Consider the following 16,003-nt stretch of genomic DNA (forward strand, 5'->3'; position numbering starts at 1 on the left):
TATGCCTGTAGCGCCGCAGACATGCGCCTATACAGGTTCTTTGTGACTCGCGGGTAACAAGCCGAGTTATCGAGAAATCAGATAACGTGTTCTCATGCGTACCCCGCAGGCGACGACCGCCGCGCCCCCCAGCGACACCGAGGGGATCATGGAGAGCCATTCCACGTCCGGCGGTCACAGCGTCCGTACGCGTAGCCAGCACCAGCGCCGCAAGCGCATCGTCCAGGCCGCCGCCGCCCTGGCCTCGCGCGGCGGCGTCGAGGCCATGCAGATGCGCACGGTCGCCGAGCGGGCCGGGGTGGCGCTCGGCACCCTCTACCGCTACTTCCCGTCGAAGATGGACCTGGTCGTGGCGGTCGTCGGCGAGGAGATCGACCTGCTGGAGAGCAGCATCCAGCGCCGTCCGCCGAGCGCCTCAACGCCGGCGGGCCGGGCGGTCGACGTCCTGATGCGCGCCACGCGCGGCCTCATGCGCGAGCCGGAGCTGGCCGACGCGCTGATCCGATCGCTGATCATGGCCGAGGTGGAGACGCCGTTCGGCGACCGGATGACGGGGCTGCTGCTGCGCGTGTCCGCCGACCTCACGCGGGATCGGGCCAGCGAGGTGCAGCTCGACCTGGCGGGGTCGCTGTCCAGCGTGTGGGTCCAGGAGCTCCTGGAGATGCTGCGCGGGCGCCGCACGTATGAGCAGATCCAGCGCCGCATCGAGATCGCCGCCGCACGGCTGGTCAACGACCTCTAGTCGTCGTCAGCCGACAGCCCTGAAGGTGCGGCGATACGCGTGCGGAGACACCCCCAGTGACGCGTGCAGGTGCTGCCTCAGGGAGGCCGCCGTGCCGAAGCCCGACTGCTCCGCCACCCGGTCCACCGACAGGTCCGTGCCCTCCAGGAGATGTCTGGCCAGCTCTACCCGTTGCTGGAGCAGCCATTGGCCGGGGCTCTGGCCCACCTCGTGGCGGAAGCGCCGGGTGAAGGTGCGCCTGCTCATGCCCGCGTGTTCGGCCAGGTCGGCCAGCTGGAGCGGGGTGGACAGGTGCTGGAGGGCCCACGCCCGGGTGGGCGCGGTTCCGGAGGCCGACGGTTCGGGGACCGGGCGTTCGACGTACTGGGCTTGGCCGCCGTCCCGCCACGGCGGCACGATGCAGTGGCGGGCCACCTGGTTGGCGATCTCGCTGCCGTGGTCGCGCCGCACCAGGTGCAGGCAGAGGTCCACGCCCGCCGACGCGCCCGCCGAGGTGAGCACGTCGCCGTCGTCCACGAACAGCACGTCCGCGTCCATCTTCACGTTCGGGAAGAGGCGGGCGAGGCGCTCGGCGTGCCGCCAGTGGGTGGTGGCCGGGCGGCCGTCGAGGAGTCCCGCGGCCGCGAGGACGAAGGTGGCGATGCAGATCGAGACGACGCGGGTGCCCGGCCGTACCAGGGAAAGAGCGTCGAGGAGCCCGGGAGGCAGCGACTCCGGGCCGGTGATGTCCGCGAAGCCGGCGGCGGCGGCGATGACGACGGTGTCGGCGCTCGCCAGCGCACCCGCGTCGTGTTGGACGGCGATCGTGTAGTCGGCGGACGTGACGACGGGGCCGCCGTCGAGTGTGCAGGTGATCACCTCGTAGAGCGGCTCGCCGTCCGGACCATGTGCCGTACAGAAGATCCTGGACGGCACGCTCAGCTCGAACGGGATGACGTTCGGCAGCGCCAGTACGACCACACGATGCATGGCCCGATCTTTACACATCTTGACCTCCGGGCCACTCGCAGACCACCACCCAGGCGCAGCAGGCTTGACCGCATGAAGATGCGCGCGATCAGCCAGGACACCCTGGGCGGACCAGAAGTACTGAAGACGATCGAGATGGACAGGCCCACGCCGGGACCGACCGAGGTGCTCGTGCGGGTGCACGCGGCCGGGGTCAACCCCGCGGACTGGAAGACCCGGACCAGCGGCGGTCAGCTGGGGATGCCGCCGTTCGTGCTCGGCTGGGATGTCTCCGGCGTCGTCGAGCAGGTGGGACTGGGCACGACCCTTTACCAGCCCGGTGACGAGGTCTTCGGCATGCTCCGCTTTCCGTACGGCAACGGCGCCTACGCCGAGTACGTGAGCGCCCCGGCCCGCCATTTCGCCCCCAAACCCGCGAACCTCGACCACACCCAGGCGGCCGCGATCCCCCTCGCCGCGCTGACCGCCTGGCAGGCGCTGGTGGACACCGCCGGGCTGACGGCGGGTGGGCGGGTGCTCGTGCACGCCGCGGCGGGTGGTGTGGGGCACTTCGCCGTGCAGATCGCCAAGGCACGCGGCGCGTACGTCATCGGTACGGCCAGCGCCGCCAAGCACGAGTGGCTCCGCGACCTCGGCGCCGACGAGCTGATCGACTACCGGAGCGAGGATTTCGCCGAGGTCGTCCGTGACGTCGACGTGGTGATCGACACCATGGGCGGCGACTACGGTGCGCGCTCGTTGCGTACCCTGCGCGAGGGCGGCACGATCGTCTCACTGGCCCTCACGCTCCTGGACGAGGGCCTGCACGCGCGGGCCGCCGAGCGGGGCATCCGGTCGGCGGCCATGCTCGTCGAGCCCGATCACGCGACGATGAAGGCGCTGGCCGCGCTGGCGAAGGCCGGGAAACTGCGGGCCGAGGTGGCCGCCGTGCTGCCGCTGGCGGACGCGGCCAAGGCACACGAGCTGGGCGAGTCCGGCCGTACGACGGGGAAGATCGTCCTGTCTGTACGTCCCTGAGACTCGTCGGTTTGTCGGTGGCGGGGGCTATACAGGGGGGTATGACAGAGCGGCCGTCGAACGAGGAATTCCTGCGGCAGACCGATGTGATGCGGCGCGAGTTGCTGGCGCACTGCTACCGCATGCTGGGGTCGGTGCACGACGCCGAGGATCTCGTCCAGGAGACCTACCTGCGCGCGTGGCGCGCCTATGACGGGTTCGAGGGGCGTTCGTCCCTGCGCACCTGGCTCTACCGCATCGCCACGACGGCCTGCCTGACGGCGCTCGACAGCCGGAGCCGGCGGCCACTGCCGACCGGGCTCGGCGCGCCCGCGTCCGAGGCGACCGGCCCCCTGGTCGAGGGCAACGAGGTGCCGTGGCTGGAACCCGTGCCCACCGGGATGGTCGGCGCCGGGGCCGACGACCCCGCCGCCATCGTCACCTCGCGCGACAGCATCCGGCTCGCGCTCATCGCCGCGCTGCAGCACCTGCCTCCCAGGCAGCGGGCGGTGCTGATCCTGCGCGACGTGCTCAAGTGGCGGGCCGCCGAGGTGGCCGAGGTGCTCGACACCACGACCGTCGCCGTCAACAGCACGCTGCAGCGCGCCCGTGCCCAGCTCGACGAGGTGGCGCCGAGCCTCGACGACCCGATCGAGCCGCTGACGGCCGAGCAGCGGGCGCAGCTCGACCGTTATGTGGCGGCGTTCGAGAATTACGACGTGGCGGGCATCGTGGAGCTGTTCACGAAGGACGCGGTCTGGGAGATGCCGCCGTTCACCGGGTGGTATCAGGGCGCCGAGGAGATCGGCCGGCTCATCGCGACCAACTGTCCCGCGAAGAAGGCCGGCGACCTGCGGCTGGTGCCGGTCGAGGCGAACGGTCAGGCGGCGTTCGGGATGTATCTGCGGCATGGGGAGGTCTATGACGCGTTCGGGCTGCCGGTGCTCACGTTCACCGGCTCGCGGGTCAGCCATGTCGCGATGTTCTTCGACCTGGGCCTCTTCGAGACGTTCGGGCTGCCTCGCACGCTGAGCGGGGCTTCCACCGGAAACTAGAACGCGTTACAGTCACGTCCAGAGCATCATTCTGGAGGCTACTGTGGGCACACCGGTGATCGTCGAGGCCGTCCGCACCCCCATCGGCAAGCGTGGCGGCTGGCTGGCCGAGCTCAAACCGCAGCAGGTGCTGGCCACCGCGCTCAACGGCCTGGTCGAGCGCTCCGGGATCGACCCGGCGATCGTCGGCCAGGTCTTCGCCGGGTGCGTGACCCAGGCGGGCGAGCAGGGCGGGCATGTGGGGCGGCACTCCTGGCTGTACGCGGGGCTGCCGTACCAAACGGGGGTGACCACGGTCGACGCGCAGTGCGGATCGTCGCAGCAGGCCGTACACCTGGCGGCGGCGATGATCCGGGCCGGCGTGATCGACGTGGGCATCGGGTGCGGGGTCGAGGTGATGAGCCGGGCGCCGCTCGGCAGCAACGTCCTGCCGGCCAAGCCGAAGCCCGATGACTGGAACATCGACCTGCCCGACCAGTTCACCGCGGCCGAGCGGATCGCGGAGCGGCGCGGGCTGACCCGCGAGCGGCTCGACTGGTTCGGGGCGCGGTCGCAGCAGCTGGCCGCCAAGGCGTGGGCCGACGGACGGTTCGAGCGGGAGATCGTACCCGTCGGGCAGGTACGCAGGGACCAGGGCTTACGCGAGACCACCGTCGACGGGCTGGCCGGACTCAAGCCGGTGATGGGCGAGGGTGGCCGGCACACCGCGGGCACCTCGTCGCAGATCTCCGACGGCGCCGCCGCGGTGCTGGTGATGAGCGAGGAGACGGCCCTGCGCCACGGCCTGCGACCCCGGGCGCGGATCCTGGCCCAGGCCCTCGTCGGCGCGGAGCCCTACTACCACCTCGACGGGCCGGTGGACGCGACGGCGAAGGTGCTCGCGACGGCCGGGATGACGATCGGCGACATCGACAGGTTCGAGGTGAACGAGGCGTTCGCGTCGGTCGTCCTGTCATGGGCGAGCGTGCACGAGCCCGACTTCGACCGCGTCAACGTCAACGGCGGCGCGATCGCGCTCGGCCACCCCGTCGGCGCCACGGGGGCGCGGCTGCTCACGACGGCGCTGCACGAGCTGGAGCGCTCCGACTCGGCGACCGCGCTGGTCACGATGTGCGCGGGCGGCGCACTGGCGACGGCCACGATCCTCGAACGCATCGCGTGACGTACAGGGGACACCCGTCCCACGATCACGTCAGGTACACCGCGTGGACCCGCCGGGCGAGTCATCCGCGGCCGTGTCCAGGGAAATTCCGTACCGATCTCACGTTCCGTCCCGCACACTCGAACAAGTACAAGCACGCTCAACGGGGGCCCCAGGCATGAAGACGACCCGGCGCAGGCCGTACACCGAGCAGCGCCCGCAGGACCTCGGCGGCGGGGTGTGGAGCGTGCCCGTGCCGATCCCCGGCAACCCGCTCGGCTACACCCTCGTCTACGCCGTCGACTCCCCCAAGGGCCCCGTGCTGGTGGACGCCGGCTGGAACCACCCGGACGCCTGGGCGGCCCTCAGCGGCGGCCTGCGGACCCTCGGCCTCGACGTGACCACGGTCAGGGGCGTGGTCGTCACCCACTTCCACCCCGACCACGCCGGGCTGGCCGGTCAGGTCAGGGCGGAGTCCGGCGCCTGGATCGCGATGCACGAGTCGGACGCCGCGCTGGTCAGGCTCATGCACAGCTTCGCCGACGGCGAACACCGCGACTTCCAGGCCGACATGCTCAGACGGGCGGGGGCCGGACACGAGGACGTGGCGGTCGCCACCGCCGGCCGCCCGGACACGCCCGCGCTGCCCGACCGCGAGCTGCGCGACGGTGACCTGGTGGACCTGCCAGGCCGCAAGCTGCGGGCCGTGCACACGCCGGGCCACACCCCCGGCCACATCTGCCTGCACCTGGAGGACGCCGACCGCCTCTTCACCGGCGACCACGTCCTCCCCGACATCACCCCCCACGTCGGGATTTATCCCTATGACCGGGACGATGTTGATCCCTTGGGGGATTTCCTGGAGTCGCTGGACCGCGTCGGCGAGCTGGGCCCGCTGGACGCGCTTCCCGCCCATGAATGGATATTTCCGGATGTAGCCGCGCGCGCCGCCGAGATCCGCCACCATCACGAGGAGAAGCTCCAGCGTCTCGGCGCCCTCCTGGCCGAGCGCGCGCAACCGCTGACCATCTGGGAGACCGCCGCGATGATGACCTGGAACCGGCCCTGGGACGACCTGTCCCCCGTCCTGCGCGGCATGGCCGCGGGAGAGGCGGCCGCGCATCTGCGCACGCTGGAGGCGCGTGGCGTGATTCGCCGCGTCTCCGGAGTCGATACGGTGCGCTTCCAGGCCATAGAATCCTAGACATCCGATGTCTAGGGAGAAAAGCGTGGCGGTCACCGACGCGGCCATCGACAAAATCAAGCAAATGATCCTCTCGGGCGAGCTCACGCCCGGCGACAGGCTGCCGAAGGAGGCCGACCTCGCCGAGCGCCTCGGCCTGTCGCGCAACTCACTCCGCGAGGCCGTACGAGCGCTGGCGCTGATCAACGTCCTCGACGTACGCCAGGGAGACGGCACCTACGTCACCAGCCTGGAGCCGCGCCTGCTGCTCGACACCATGTCGTTCGTGCTCGACCTGCATCGCGACGACACGGTGATCCAGTTCTTCGAGGTACGCCGCATCCTGGAGCCAGCGGCGACGGCGATGGCGACCGAGCAGATGACCGACGGGGAGATCGACGAGCTCCGGGTGATCCTGGAGTCGCTGCCCGACTCGCCCACGGTGGAGGAGTTGGTGGCCAACGACCTGGACTTCCACCACCGGATCGCGCGGGGTTCGGGCAACAGCGTGCTCTGCTCGTTCATCGAGAGCCTGTCCGGGCCGACGACCCGGGCGCGGATCTGGCGCGGGCTGACCCAGGAGGGCGCGATGGAGAAGACGCGGGAGCAGCACACCGCGATCTACGAGGCCATCGCGACCCGTCAGCCCGACGTGGCCCGCTCCTGGGCCACGGTGCACATCGCGGGAGTGGAATCCTGGCTGCGCAAGGCCCTCGACTGAGGGTAGATACCCGGCGTGGCCGACAAACTGGAGAAATATCGCAGTAAACGCGACGCCAGCCGTACCCCCGAGCCCGTCCCCGGCGCGGCGCCGTCACCCGAGCAGGGCGACGGCGCCGCGTTCGTGATCCAGGAGCATCACGCCCGCGCCCTGCACTGGGACCTGCGGCTGGAGCGCGACGGCGTGCTCGCCTCCTGGGCGATCCCCAAGGGCCTGCCGGCCGACCCACGCGTCAATCACCTGGCCGTACGCACCGAGGACCACCCGATGGAATACCTCGACTTCCACGGCGAGATCCCCAAGGGGGAGTACGGCGGCGGCACGATGACGGTCTGGGACCGCGGCACGTACGAGACCGAGAAGTGGTCCGACCGCGAGGTCAAGGTCGTCCTGCACGGCTCGCGGGCCTCGGGGCGGTTCGTGCTGTTCCCGACGAACGGCAAGAACTGGATGATCCACCGCATGGACCCGCCCTCCCGCGACCCCCTGCCCCCACTCGACCCGATGCTCCCGGTCGAACGGACCCGGCTGCCACGTGACGTGGCCGACTACGCGTTCGAGTTCGCGTGGGGCGGGGAGCGCGTGCTGGTGGCGATCGACGGCGGGCGTACGGAGGCGGCGCGGCGCCATCCCTGGCTGCGCCCGCTCGCGGCGTCGTTCGGCAGCCGCACGGCGGTGCTGGACGGCGAGGTGGTCACGATGGCGGGCACGGACGTCCTGGTCTGCTATGACCTCCTTTACGACGACGGCCGCTCGCTGGTCGCGCTGCCGTACACGGCCCGCCGCGCGGCCTTGGAGGCGCTCAAGCCGGCCTCCGCCCGCTGGCAGACCGCCCCCGCGTGGCCGGGCCAGGCCAAGCCGGTACGGCAGGCGGCCCGCGAGCAGGGGTTGCCCGGCGTGGTCGCCAAGCGCCTCGACTCCCCCTACGAGCCGGGCGCGTCGAAGTCCTGGCTCTTCATCCCCACCTAGCGCCGACCGACTCATCCGGCGCGGACCGACTCATCCGGCAGGGACCGCAGACTCCTCCGGTATGGAGTGCAGGGCGGGCACGGCGTCCTGGGTGAAGACGTCGTCCAGGCGCCAGCGCGCGTAGCGGTGCTCACACGGCGGCCCGCTCGCGATGGACAGCACACGCTCATCAAGATCCATCACGATCGAGTACACCGTCGTGGACAGATCGGCCTCCGCGACATCCGGATCGCGGTGGCGGCAGATGCCGTCAGGGAAGGAGAAGTGGTCGCGCAGCGCCGCCACGATGTCCTCGACGGTCACCGCCCGTACGCGCGCCGCGTCCTCCAGCAGATGGCGCATCCGCGCGGGCCGCAGCAGCGTCAGAGCCGAGGCCGCCACCTTCTCATCATGCAGCGGAAGCGGGCACTGGAAGTGGTTGGAGTGGGCCAGCAGGCCGTCCTCCGGCAGCAGGTGCCCGAACACACCGGGCGCCACCTCAAGGTCGATCGCCTCACCTCCGGCGTCGGCGATGAGCACGTTCCCCGAGGAGACGCGGGGCACGTTGAGCGTCCTGCGCAACGCGGTGCTCATCCGCGGCGAGTTCAGCACCCCGCGCAGCAGATAGTGGTACGGCACGCCCTCGCCGCCGGTGTCCAGATCGGAGACGAGCAGGTTGGCGCAGACCCCGAGGCCCGCGGAGTTCAGGCCGCTCTTGGCCAGCATGCCCGCCTCGGCCAGCGTGAGCACCGAGAACCCCTCGGTGTCGCGGGTGGCCAGCAGGAACGTGACGGGTCCCTGCTCGGGGTTCCAGTCCCAGTTCTGCGCGAGCAGGGTGTGGCCGTCACGCGTGTACTGCGGCAAGACCGCCACCGAGGTGCAGCCCTCGTCGTGGTAGCCGGTCCCGTAGAGCAGCTCGGTACGCGCGTTGAGCGCCGTGATGTGCTCGACCCGCCGGCCCGCCCCCTCGGCCAGGCCCTCCAGCATCTCCGCGATCGTACGGTCGTAACCCTGAGCCACAGAGAGATAGGTGGCGCCCCAGCGCAGCACGTCGGCGTCTGACAGGCCCACGTCGTCACGGAACCTGCGCAGGTACGCCTCCAGGCTCCGCTCGACGAGCGCGCTGGTCCTACGGCCGATCTCGGCCCCCATCTCACGGGGCGTCCCCTCGACGGCGACGAGCGGCGGGCCGGCCGCCGGGTTGGGTTGACCGTACTCGATCATGTTTCCTCCAGTCGTCGAAGAACGCTGCGCACCTAGAAGCTGCCCTGGTTGAGCAGCCCCATTACCGGCCGGCCCATAACGGGGGGGATACGGACGGCAACCGTTTGCGCCTTAGCCGAACGAGCACCGCACGGAAGGGAACGCAGACTTGTGCAGCGTCCGTCGAGATCTTGGCGGGGTCAATGATCGGGCGACCAACCCGTCATGAGCACAGCGACCAAAACGTCACGGAATTCGCGACCAACGCGTCACGATCACAGCGGCCAGTGCGTCATGAGAGTAGCGACCAATGCGTCACGATCATGGCGACCAACGCGTCATCAACTGGGCTTTTATGAGACGCTTGGCCCATGGTCGGCAATGTGACGAACGGTGTCGTTCCTCGTCATGCCCAACGGGCTGTGGCTGAGGCTCTGACGGACACTCGAGTCGTCCTCGTCAACGGAGCTCGTCAGTGCGGCAAGAGCACGCTGGTACGCGTGGTGGCCAAAGGCAGGACCGCCGAATGGCGGGACCTCGACACCGTCATCAACCGGCAGGCGGCCACCACCGATCCCGAGGGATTCGTGGCGTTCCCGGAGCTGATGGTCATCGACGAGATCCAGCGCGTGCCCGACCTGCTGCTCGCCATCAAGGCCCAAGTCGACCAGGATCCCAGACCGGGCCGTTACCTCCTGACCGGTTCGTCCCGCGTGCTCGGTCTGCGAGGACTACCCGACACGCTTCCCGGACGAATGGAGACCATCGAGCTCTGGCCCTTCTCGCAGGGAGAGATCGACGGCACGCCGGACGGTTTCGTGGACGCCCTTTTCGCCGAAGGCGCCGGGCTCCACCACACGTCCAAAGTCTCGCGAGGCGACTACGCCGAACGCCTCGTCAGAGGCGGTTTCCCCGAGGCTGTCGCTCGACCGACCGCCAGGCGCAGGCAGCACTTCTTCGACTCATACGTGAGCGACCTGATCGCCCGCGATGTGAGCCAACTGGCCGAGATCGAGCGGCTCGCCGAAACGCGGGCCCTGGTCAGGCTGGTCGCGGCCCGCTCCGGACAGCTTCTGGTCGCCAGCGCCCTCAGCAACGAGCTCGGCATCTCGGCCAGCACCGTCCGCCGCCACCTCGCCCTGCTGGAAGAAGTGTTCTTGATCAAACGAATCCCCGCGTGGTCGAGGAACATCAGCAACCGAGCCACCGGCACGCCCAAAGTCGCCTGCGTCGATTCCGGCATAGCCGCGAACCTGGTCGGCGCCGACGCGCGCAGCCTGGTCCGGCCGGGCAGCCTCTTTGGCCCCTTGCTGGAGGGGTTCGTCCTGATGGAGCTCGCTCGCCAGTTGACGTGGGCGGAGGAGCGCGTGGAGCTCTTCCACTACAGGACCAAGGACAAGATCGAGGTCGACGCGGTTCTCGAGAACCGGCAGGGCCGCGTGGTCGGAATCGAGGTGAAGGCCGCGTCCACCGTACGGAGTGAGGATTTCAAGGGGTTGAGGCATCTGGCCGACCGGCTCGGGGACGACTTCGTCGCGGGTCTCGTGCTCTATACCGGCGACCAGACCTACTCGTTCGGCGACCGGATGCGGGCGATGCCGGTGAGCGCGTTGTGGGAGATCGGCTAGGAGATACTCGGGGGATGCAGATTTCCGAAATATCGCCTGATAGTGAGTCGGTGGGGCCTCGGTTGCTGGCCGTTCAGCATGCCGCGTACGCGGTCGAGGCGAAGATCATCGAGGATGACCGGATTCCCCCGTTGAGTGAGACGCTCGATGAGCTGCGGGCGCAGCCACTGCGGTGGGTGGGGGCGTTCGACGAGGACGAGCTGCTGGTAGGGGCCGTCGCGTGGGAGGAGACGGTGGATGAGGTGGACATCAACCGGCTGGTGGTCGATCCCGCGGCGCATCGGCGAGGGGTGGGGCGGGCGCTGGTCGAGGAGGTCATGAGCCGGGCGGGCAGCCGCAGGATCGTGGTGTCCACCGGCCGGGCCAACGCGCCGGCCAGGAAGTTGTACGAGCGGCTGGGGTTCGAGGGGCTCGACGAGGTGGAGGTGATCCCGGGGCTGTGGATCGCCAACTACGCCTACGGCGGCTGAACCAACTACCGCCCGCGACGACTGAACCAGCTACCGCCAGGCCGGCTGAGCCGGCCACGTCTGCCGCGGTTGCCAGCGACGTGGCCGGGACGTTCAGCGATCCACGTGAAGCCGGTCGCGAGAGCTAGGCCGGTCGCGGCAGGAGGCCCTCGGCCTCCAGTTCCGACCACAGGTTGTCGGGCACCGGACGCTCCCAGAGCGCCGCGTTGGTCGCCACCTCCTCCGGCGACCGGGCTCCGATGACGATGGAGGCCACCGCCGGGTGTCGGAGCGGGAAGGCCATGGCCGCCTGCGGGAGCGGCACGTCGTACCTCTCGCAGACCTTGGCGATCCGTCTGGCACGGTCGAGCACCTCGGCGGGAGCGGGCTCGTAGTTGTAGGTGCCCCCAGGGGTGGAGGTGGCCAGCAGGCCGCTGTTGAAGACACCCGCCGCGAGCACCCGTACGCCCTTGTCCGCGCAGGCGTCGAGCAGCGGGAGCCCCGACTGGTCGATCAGTGTGTAGCGGCCGGCCAGCATGACCACGTCGATGTCGGTCTCCTGGACGAACCGCAGCGGCACCTGCCACTGGTTCATGCCGACGCCGATCGCGCCGATCACGCCCTGCGAGCGGAGCTCGGCCAGCGCCGGGTACGCCTCGCTGATCGCCTGGTCGGCGTGGGCGTCCGGGTCGTGGATCAGGGCGATGTCGACGCGGTCCAGGCCGAGCCGGGCCAGGGACTCCTCCAGAGATCTCCGTACGCCGTCGCCCGAGAAGTCCCAGACGCGCTCGAAAGCGGCCGGTACGTCGAAGCCCTGCTCATCACGACCGCCCGTGGCGGAGGGGACCAGCAGGCGGCCGACCTTGGTCGAGAGCACGAAGCCCTTGCGGTCGGCCAGCGCGGCGCCGAGGCGGCGTTCGGACAGGCCGACCCCGTAGTGCGGGGCCGTGTCGAACAGCCGCACGCCATGAGACCAGGCGGCGTCCACGGTCGCGCGCGCCTGCTCGTCGCTGACCGCCTCGTAGAGGCCGGCGATCGGCGCCGCTCCGAAGCCGTGGCGAGGCAGTTCGATCATGTCATTCTCCAGGTCAGCATTCGTCACGTCATCTCCCAGACCAGCGCGAGCCCGCCGGCGCCCTTGTCGAAGTCGCCGTCGAGCAGCCGGTTCATCTGTACTTGCCACGCCTGGTCGGCGGGATCGTCCTTGAGCGCCGCCTGCAGCGCGGCGTAGTCGTCGACCTCGACGAAGTGGAACAGGTCGAGTCCGTCGCGGAAGATGCGCCAGGAGCGCACGCCGTTGGCCCGCATGACCGCCTCCAGGTCGGCGGGGATGCTCGCGTGCTCCCGGTCGTAGGTCTCCTCGAAACCGGGCTTGAGCCGGGTACGCAGCGCGATGCGTTCCATCAGTCCTGGGCCTTTCCGCCGGCGATCCGGCTGATGATGAGTGCGATCAGGATGATGCACCCATAGACGACCGGCTGCCAGAAGCCGGAGACGCCCTTGAGCGTGAGGATGTTCTGGACCAGGCCGATCACCAGCACGCCGGTGAGCGCGCCGAGGATCGTGCCCTTGCCGCCGTCCATGCTGACGCCGCCGATGACGGCCGCGGCGAACACCATGAAGATCCAGCCCACGCCCTGGTTGGAGCCGATGGCCCCGAGCCGGCCGGTCTCCAGGACGCCGGCGAGCGCGGCCAGCGTGCCGCCGAGGATGAACACCCCCCAGAGCACCCGGTCCACCCGGATGCCCGCCGCCCGCGCCGCGTCGGCGTTGCCGCCGATCGCGTACAGCGAGCGCCCGAGCCGGAAGTAGCCGAGTCCGACGATGCCCACCGCGAACAGCACGGCCGCGATCCAGATCGCCGCCGGCAGGCCGAGCCAGATGGCGCTACCCAGGTAAAGGATGGAGTCGGGCAGCTCGAAGAGCGTCTTGCCCTCGGTCGGGCCCAGCTGCAGACCGTGCACGATGATCAGCATGGCCAGCGTGACGATGAACGCCGACAGCTGGAACTTGATGATCAGGAACCCGTTGAACGCCCCGATCGCCGCCCCGACCAGCAGGCAGAGCGGGATCACCAGCGGCCCGGGTAAGCCAAGCCCGAACCCGCCCGCCGACGTCGGGATCACCAGCATCACCGCGATCGCCGGAGCCATGCCGACCGTCGACTCCAGCGACAGGTCGAACTTGCCGGCGATCAGGATCATCGCCTCGGCCAGCACCAGCAGCGAGATCGACGCCTGCTGCTGGAGCACGTTGGTCAGATTGCCACCCGTCAGGAAGACCGGGTCCAGGAACGCGCCCACGATGAGCAGGATCAGGATCACCGGCACCAGCGTGAGGTCCCGGAACCTGGCGAGCCGCACCCTGGGGGCCGGCGCAGACAGTGTGGTTGTCACTCTTCAATGCCTTCCATCACGGCTACGAGCTCATGGTCGGTCCACCCACGCGGCACGTCCTTCACGACCCTGCCATGGAACATCACCAGCACCCGGTCGCAGATGCGCAGGTCGTCGAGCTCGTCGGAGACCAGCACGGCCCCCGCTCCCCGCTCGACCGCGTCCTCGACGGCGCCGAGCAGGGCCTGTTTGGCCTTGACGTCCACGCCCGCGGTCGGGTTGATCACCACCAGCGCGGACGGGTCATCGACCAGCGCCCGCGCGAACACCACCTTCTGCGCGTTTCCGCCCGACAGGTCACCAACGGGTTGGTCTGGCCCCTCGGTCTTGATGTCGAGGTCCTCGATCAGTCGCAAGGCCTTGTTCCGGCGCCTCGTCGGTGAGACGAGGCCGTACCTGCCGAGCTTGCGGGCGATCGGCAGCGTGCCGTTCTCCCCTACCGACAGCAGGGGGACGAAGCCCTCGCGGTTGCGGTCCTCCGGCACGAAGCCGAGGCCCGCCCCCAGGGCGGCCGGTACGTCGCCCGGCCTGACCTGGGTGCCGTTGACCGTGACCGTGCCCGAGTCGGGTTTGCGCAGGCCGACCAGGGCCTCGGCCAAGCCGACCTTGCCGCTGCTGCCGGATCCAGCCAGGCCGACCACCTCGCCGCTCCTGACGGCCAGGTCGACCGCCTGGAAGCGGCCGGCCAGCGACAGCCTCTCTGCGGACAGGACCACCGCGCCGTTCGCGGCGCCGCGGGTCCTGGCCTCGTACGCGGCCGTGGCCTCGCCCGTCATCGCCGCCACCAGCTCGTCGTGCGGCAGCTCGGCGACCGGTCTGGTCATGACATGCCGGGCGTCGCGGAAGACAGTGACGCTCTGGCAGATCTCGTACACCTCATCGAGATGGTGGGAGATGTACATCATCGTCACGCCCTGCTCGCGCAGCGCCCGCATGCGGGCGAACAGCCGCTCGATGGCCGGGCCGTCCAGCCGGGCGGTCGGCTCGTCGAGGATGATGAACCGCGCGCCGAACGACAGCGCGCGGGCGATCTCCACGAGCTGGCGCTGCTCGACGTTCAGGTCGCCGGCGAGTGCCTGCGCGTCGACCTCCACCTCGTACGTGGCGAGCAGCTCGCGGGCCTTCGCCCGGAGTGTCCGCCAGCTGATCATTCCGCCGGTGGTCTGGCGGTTGAGGAACAGGTTCTCGGCGACGGTCAGCGCCGGGATGATCGTCGACTTCTGGTACACGCAGGCGACCCGCTGCCGCCAGGCGTCGCGGTCCGCGAGGGCGGGTGCCGCCTCTCCCGAGAACCGCACCTCGCCCTCGTCCGGCCGCTGAAGCCCGGTGAGAATCGACACCAGGGTGGACTTTCCGGCGCCGTTCCTGCCGACGAGTGCGTGGGTCTCCCCCTCGGCGATCGCGATGCCCGCGCCGTTCAGCGCCGTGGTGGGGCCAAAGCGCTTCACGACATTTCGGGCTTCAACATGATTTTTCATTACTTGACCTGGTTGCCCCAGAGGCTCTTGTCGTCCACATTGTCCTTGGTGACGAGCGGGGCGGGAAGCTGGTCCTCCAGGCCGTTCGGCAGCTGGATGATCGTGCTGTCGTGGTCGGTCGGTCCCGGCTTGAAGGTCTTGCCGTCGATCGCCGCCTTGGCGTAGAAGAGGGCGTACTTCGCGTACAGGTCAGCGGGCTGCGACACCGTGGCGTCGATGTCGCCCTTGCGGATCGCCTCGAACTCCTGCGGGATGCCGTCGTTCGACACCACGAACACGTGCTTGGGATCGGTCGGCGGGACGAGCAGGCCCTTCTGCTTCAGCACCTGCAGCGTCGGGGCCAGGTGCACGCCACCGGCATGCATGTAGATGCCCTTGATATCCGGGTTCTGCTCCAGCCTGGTCTGCAACATGGACGCGGCCTTGCTGCCCTCCCACTCGGTCGGCTCCTCGAAGACCGTGATCCCGGGGAACTTCGTCTTCATGCAGTCCCGGAAAGCCTCGGCCCGGTCGCGCCCGTTGATCGAGCTCAGGGAGCCCATCAGCTGGACGACCTTGCCCTTGCCGCCCAGCTTCTCGCCCAAGAAGTCGCAGGCTTTCGTCCCGTACGCCCGGTTGTCGGCGCGTACGACCATGTAGACCTGACCCTTGTCCGGCCGGGTGTCGACGGTCACGACGGGGATCTTCTTGTTCGCCAGCGTCTGGAGGGTCGTGGCGATCGCGCCGGTGTCCTGGGGAGCCATCACGATCGCCTTGGCCCCTTGGCCGGTCAGCGCCTGAACGTTGTTGACCAGCTTGGTCACGTCGTTCTGCGAGTTCGTCGCGGGCATCAGGTCGACCTTGAGCTCGCCGGCCATCTGCGGGACGTACTTGATGTAGGAGTTCCAGAAGTCGGAGTCGGCGCGCGGGTGGTCGATGCCGACCTTCCCGCCGCCGCCTCCTCCGACTGCTGTCTGACCTCCGGAGCCGCACGCGGTGATGACCGCCAAGAGGGCCGCGCCTGCGGCTAAAGGACCGAACTTCATGGTGGGGGGTTACCTTCCTCGAATGCCTCTGCTTGACCGGCCCTCGACTGGGCTTGGCTGTCCGTCGAT

At 69.5% G+C, this 16,003-nt stretch carries 16 protein-coding genes; 9 read left to right on the top strand and 7 right to left on the bottom strand.

What is annotated here, in order from left to right; genetic code table 11:
• Window positions 1-148 precede the first annotated feature (148 nt).
• The gene (locus AB0B61_RS07275) at window positions 149-742 is read left to right on the top strand and encodes a TetR family transcriptional regulator (protein ID WP_357644750.1); all 594 of its coding nucleotides are present in this window, start codon (window positions 149-151) and stop codon (window positions 740-742) included.
• 6 nt (window positions 743-748) lie between these two features.
• Here AB0B61_RS07275 and AB0B61_RS07280 read toward each other — a convergent pair whose 3' ends face one another.
• Complete coding sequence (locus AB0B61_RS07280) at window positions 749-1,711, bottom strand: helix-turn-helix domain-containing protein (RefSeq protein ID WP_358429148.1); 963 nt, start codon at window positions 1,709-1,711, stop codon at window positions 749-751.
• A gap of 78 nt (window positions 1,712-1,789) precedes the next feature.
• Between AB0B61_RS07280 and AB0B61_RS07285 the strand changes: the two genes are divergently transcribed.
• The 6 genes from AB0B61_RS07285 (at window position 1,790) to AB0B61_RS07310 (ending at window position 7,776) form a co-directional block, all read left to right on the top strand.
• Window positions 1,790-2,728 carry an NADP-dependent oxidoreductase gene (locus tag AB0B61_RS07285; RefSeq protein WP_358429351.1) on the top strand — a complete coding sequence of 313 codons (939 nt, stop codon included), beginning with the start codon at window positions 1,790-1,792 and terminating at the stop codon, window positions 2,726-2,728.
• A gap of 41 nt (window positions 2,729-2,769) precedes the next feature.
• Window positions 2,770-3,762, top strand: coding sequence for a sigma-70 family RNA polymerase sigma factor (locus tag AB0B61_RS07290; RefSeq protein ID WP_358429150.1), 993 nt, complete (start codon window positions 2,770-2,772; stop codon window positions 3,760-3,762).
• Between the two features lie 43 nt (window positions 3,763-3,805).
• Window positions 3,806-4,924 (top strand): steroid 3-ketoacyl-CoA thiolase, encoded by a 1,119-nt coding sequence (locus AB0B61_RS07295; protein ID WP_358429152.1) that lies wholly within the window; start codon window positions 3,806-3,808, stop codon window positions 4,922-4,924.
• A gap of 157 nt (window positions 4,925-5,081) precedes the next feature.
• The gene (locus tag AB0B61_RS07300; protein WP_358429154.1) at window positions 5,082-6,107 is read left to right on the top strand and encodes an MBL fold metallo-hydrolase; all 1,026 of its coding nucleotides are present in this window, start codon (window positions 5,082-5,084) and stop codon (window positions 6,105-6,107) included.
• Window positions 6,108-6,132: 25 nt separating this feature from the next.
• A complete protein-coding gene (locus AB0B61_RS07305) occupies window positions 6,133-6,807 on the top strand; it encodes a FadR/GntR family transcriptional regulator (RefSeq protein WP_357949938.1) in 675 nt (224 codons plus the stop codon).
• A 15-nt stretch (window positions 6,808-6,822) separates the two neighbouring features.
• Complete coding sequence (locus AB0B61_RS07310) at window positions 6,823-7,776, top strand: DNA polymerase ligase N-terminal domain-containing protein (protein ID WP_358429156.1); 954 nt, start codon at window positions 6,823-6,825, stop codon at window positions 7,774-7,776.
• Between the two features lie 30 nt (window positions 7,777-7,806).
• On the opposite strand, the gene AB0B61_RS07315 is transcribed toward AB0B61_RS07310, so the two are convergent.
• Window positions 7,807-8,979: a C45 family peptidase gene (locus AB0B61_RS07315; RefSeq protein ID WP_358429158.1), complete on the bottom strand. Its 1,173-nt coding sequence runs from the start codon at window positions 8,977-8,979 to the stop codon at window positions 7,807-7,809.
• Window positions 8,980-9,380: 401 nt separating this feature from the next.
• Here AB0B61_RS07315 and AB0B61_RS07320 point away from each other — a divergent pair, with 401 nt between their 5' ends.
• Entirely contained in the window at window positions 9,381-10,586 is a 1,206-nt protein-coding gene (locus tag AB0B61_RS07320; protein ID WP_358429160.1) for an ATP-binding protein, read from the top strand.
• 50 nt (window positions 10,587-10,636) lie between these two features.
• Window positions 10,637-11,056: a GNAT family N-acetyltransferase gene (locus AB0B61_RS07325; RefSeq protein ID WP_358429162.1), complete on the top strand. Its 420-nt coding sequence runs from the start codon at window positions 10,637-10,639 to the stop codon at window positions 11,054-11,056.
• A 124-nt stretch (window positions 11,057-11,180) separates the two neighbouring features.
• On the opposite strand, the gene AB0B61_RS07330 is transcribed toward AB0B61_RS07325, so the two are convergent.
• The 5 genes from AB0B61_RS07330 to AB0B61_RS07350 are packed head-to-tail and all read right to left on the bottom strand — an operon-like array spanning window position 11,181 to window position 15,934.
• Window positions 11,181-12,137 (bottom strand): aldo/keto reductase, encoded by a 957-nt coding sequence (locus AB0B61_RS07330; protein WP_358429164.1) that lies wholly within the window; start codon window positions 12,135-12,137, stop codon window positions 11,181-11,183.
• Window positions 12,134-12,439: an L-rhamnose mutarotase gene (locus AB0B61_RS07335; RefSeq protein WP_358429166.1), complete on the bottom strand. Its 306-nt coding sequence runs from the start codon at window positions 12,437-12,439 to the stop codon at window positions 12,134-12,136. Before AB0B61_RS07335 ends, AB0B61_RS07330 begins: the two co-directional genes overlap by 4 nt.
• On the bottom strand, window positions 12,439-13,431 hold the full coding sequence (locus AB0B61_RS07340) for an ABC transporter permease (RefSeq protein ID WP_358429168.1): 993 nt from the start codon (window positions 13,429-13,431) through the stop codon (window positions 12,439-12,441). The genes AB0B61_RS07335 and AB0B61_RS07340 overlap by 1 nt, the downstream gene beginning before the upstream one ends.
• Window positions 13,428-14,879 carry a sugar ABC transporter ATP-binding protein gene (locus tag AB0B61_RS07345; RefSeq protein ID WP_358429170.1) on the bottom strand — a complete coding sequence of 484 codons (1,452 nt, stop codon included), beginning with the start codon at window positions 14,877-14,879 and terminating at the stop codon, window positions 13,428-13,430. Before AB0B61_RS07345 ends, AB0B61_RS07340 begins: the two co-directional genes overlap by 4 nt.
• Before the next feature lie 29 nt (window positions 14,880-14,908).
• Window positions 14,909-15,934 (bottom strand): sugar ABC transporter substrate-binding protein, encoded by a 1,026-nt coding sequence (locus tag AB0B61_RS07350; protein ID WP_358429172.1) that lies wholly within the window; start codon window positions 15,932-15,934, stop codon window positions 14,909-14,911.
• Window positions 15,935-16,003 lie beyond the last annotated feature (69 nt).

It is taken from the genome of Nonomuraea sp. NPDC049158, from assembly GCF_040648335.1.
Lineage (GTDB): Bacteria > Actinomycetota > Actinomycetes > Streptosporangiales > Streptosporangiaceae > Nonomuraea.

Coding starts and splice junctions, on each gene's coding strand:
- AB0B61_RS07275 (WP_357644750.1), top strand. CDS start 149: ATGGAGAGCCATTCCACGTCCGGCGGTCACAGCGTCCGTACGCGTAGC.
- AB0B61_RS07280 (WP_358429148.1), bottom strand. CDS start 1,711: ATGCATCGTGTGGTCGTACTGGCGCTGCCGAACGTCATCCCGTTCGAG.
- AB0B61_RS07285 (WP_358429351.1), top strand. CDS start 1,790: ATGCGCGCGATCAGCCAGGACACCCTGGGCGGACCAGAAGTACTGAAG.
- AB0B61_RS07290 (WP_358429150.1), top strand. CDS start 2,770: ATGACAGAGCGGCCGTCGAACGAGGAATTCCTGCGGCAGACCGATGTG.
- AB0B61_RS07300 (WP_358429154.1), top strand. CDS start 5,082: ATGAAGACGACCCGGCGCAGGCCGTACACCGAGCAGCGCCCGCAGGAC.
- AB0B61_RS07315 (WP_358429158.1), bottom strand. CDS start 8,979: ATGATCGAGTACGGTCAACCCAACCCGGCGGCCGGCCCGCCGCTCGTC.
- AB0B61_RS07335 (WP_358429166.1), bottom strand. CDS start 12,439: ATGGAACGCATCGCGCTGCGTACCCGGCTCAAGCCCGGTTTCGAGGAG.
- AB0B61_RS07350 (WP_358429172.1), bottom strand. CDS start 15,934: ATGAAGTTCGGTCCTTTAGCCGCAGGCGCGGCCCTCTTGGCGGTCATC.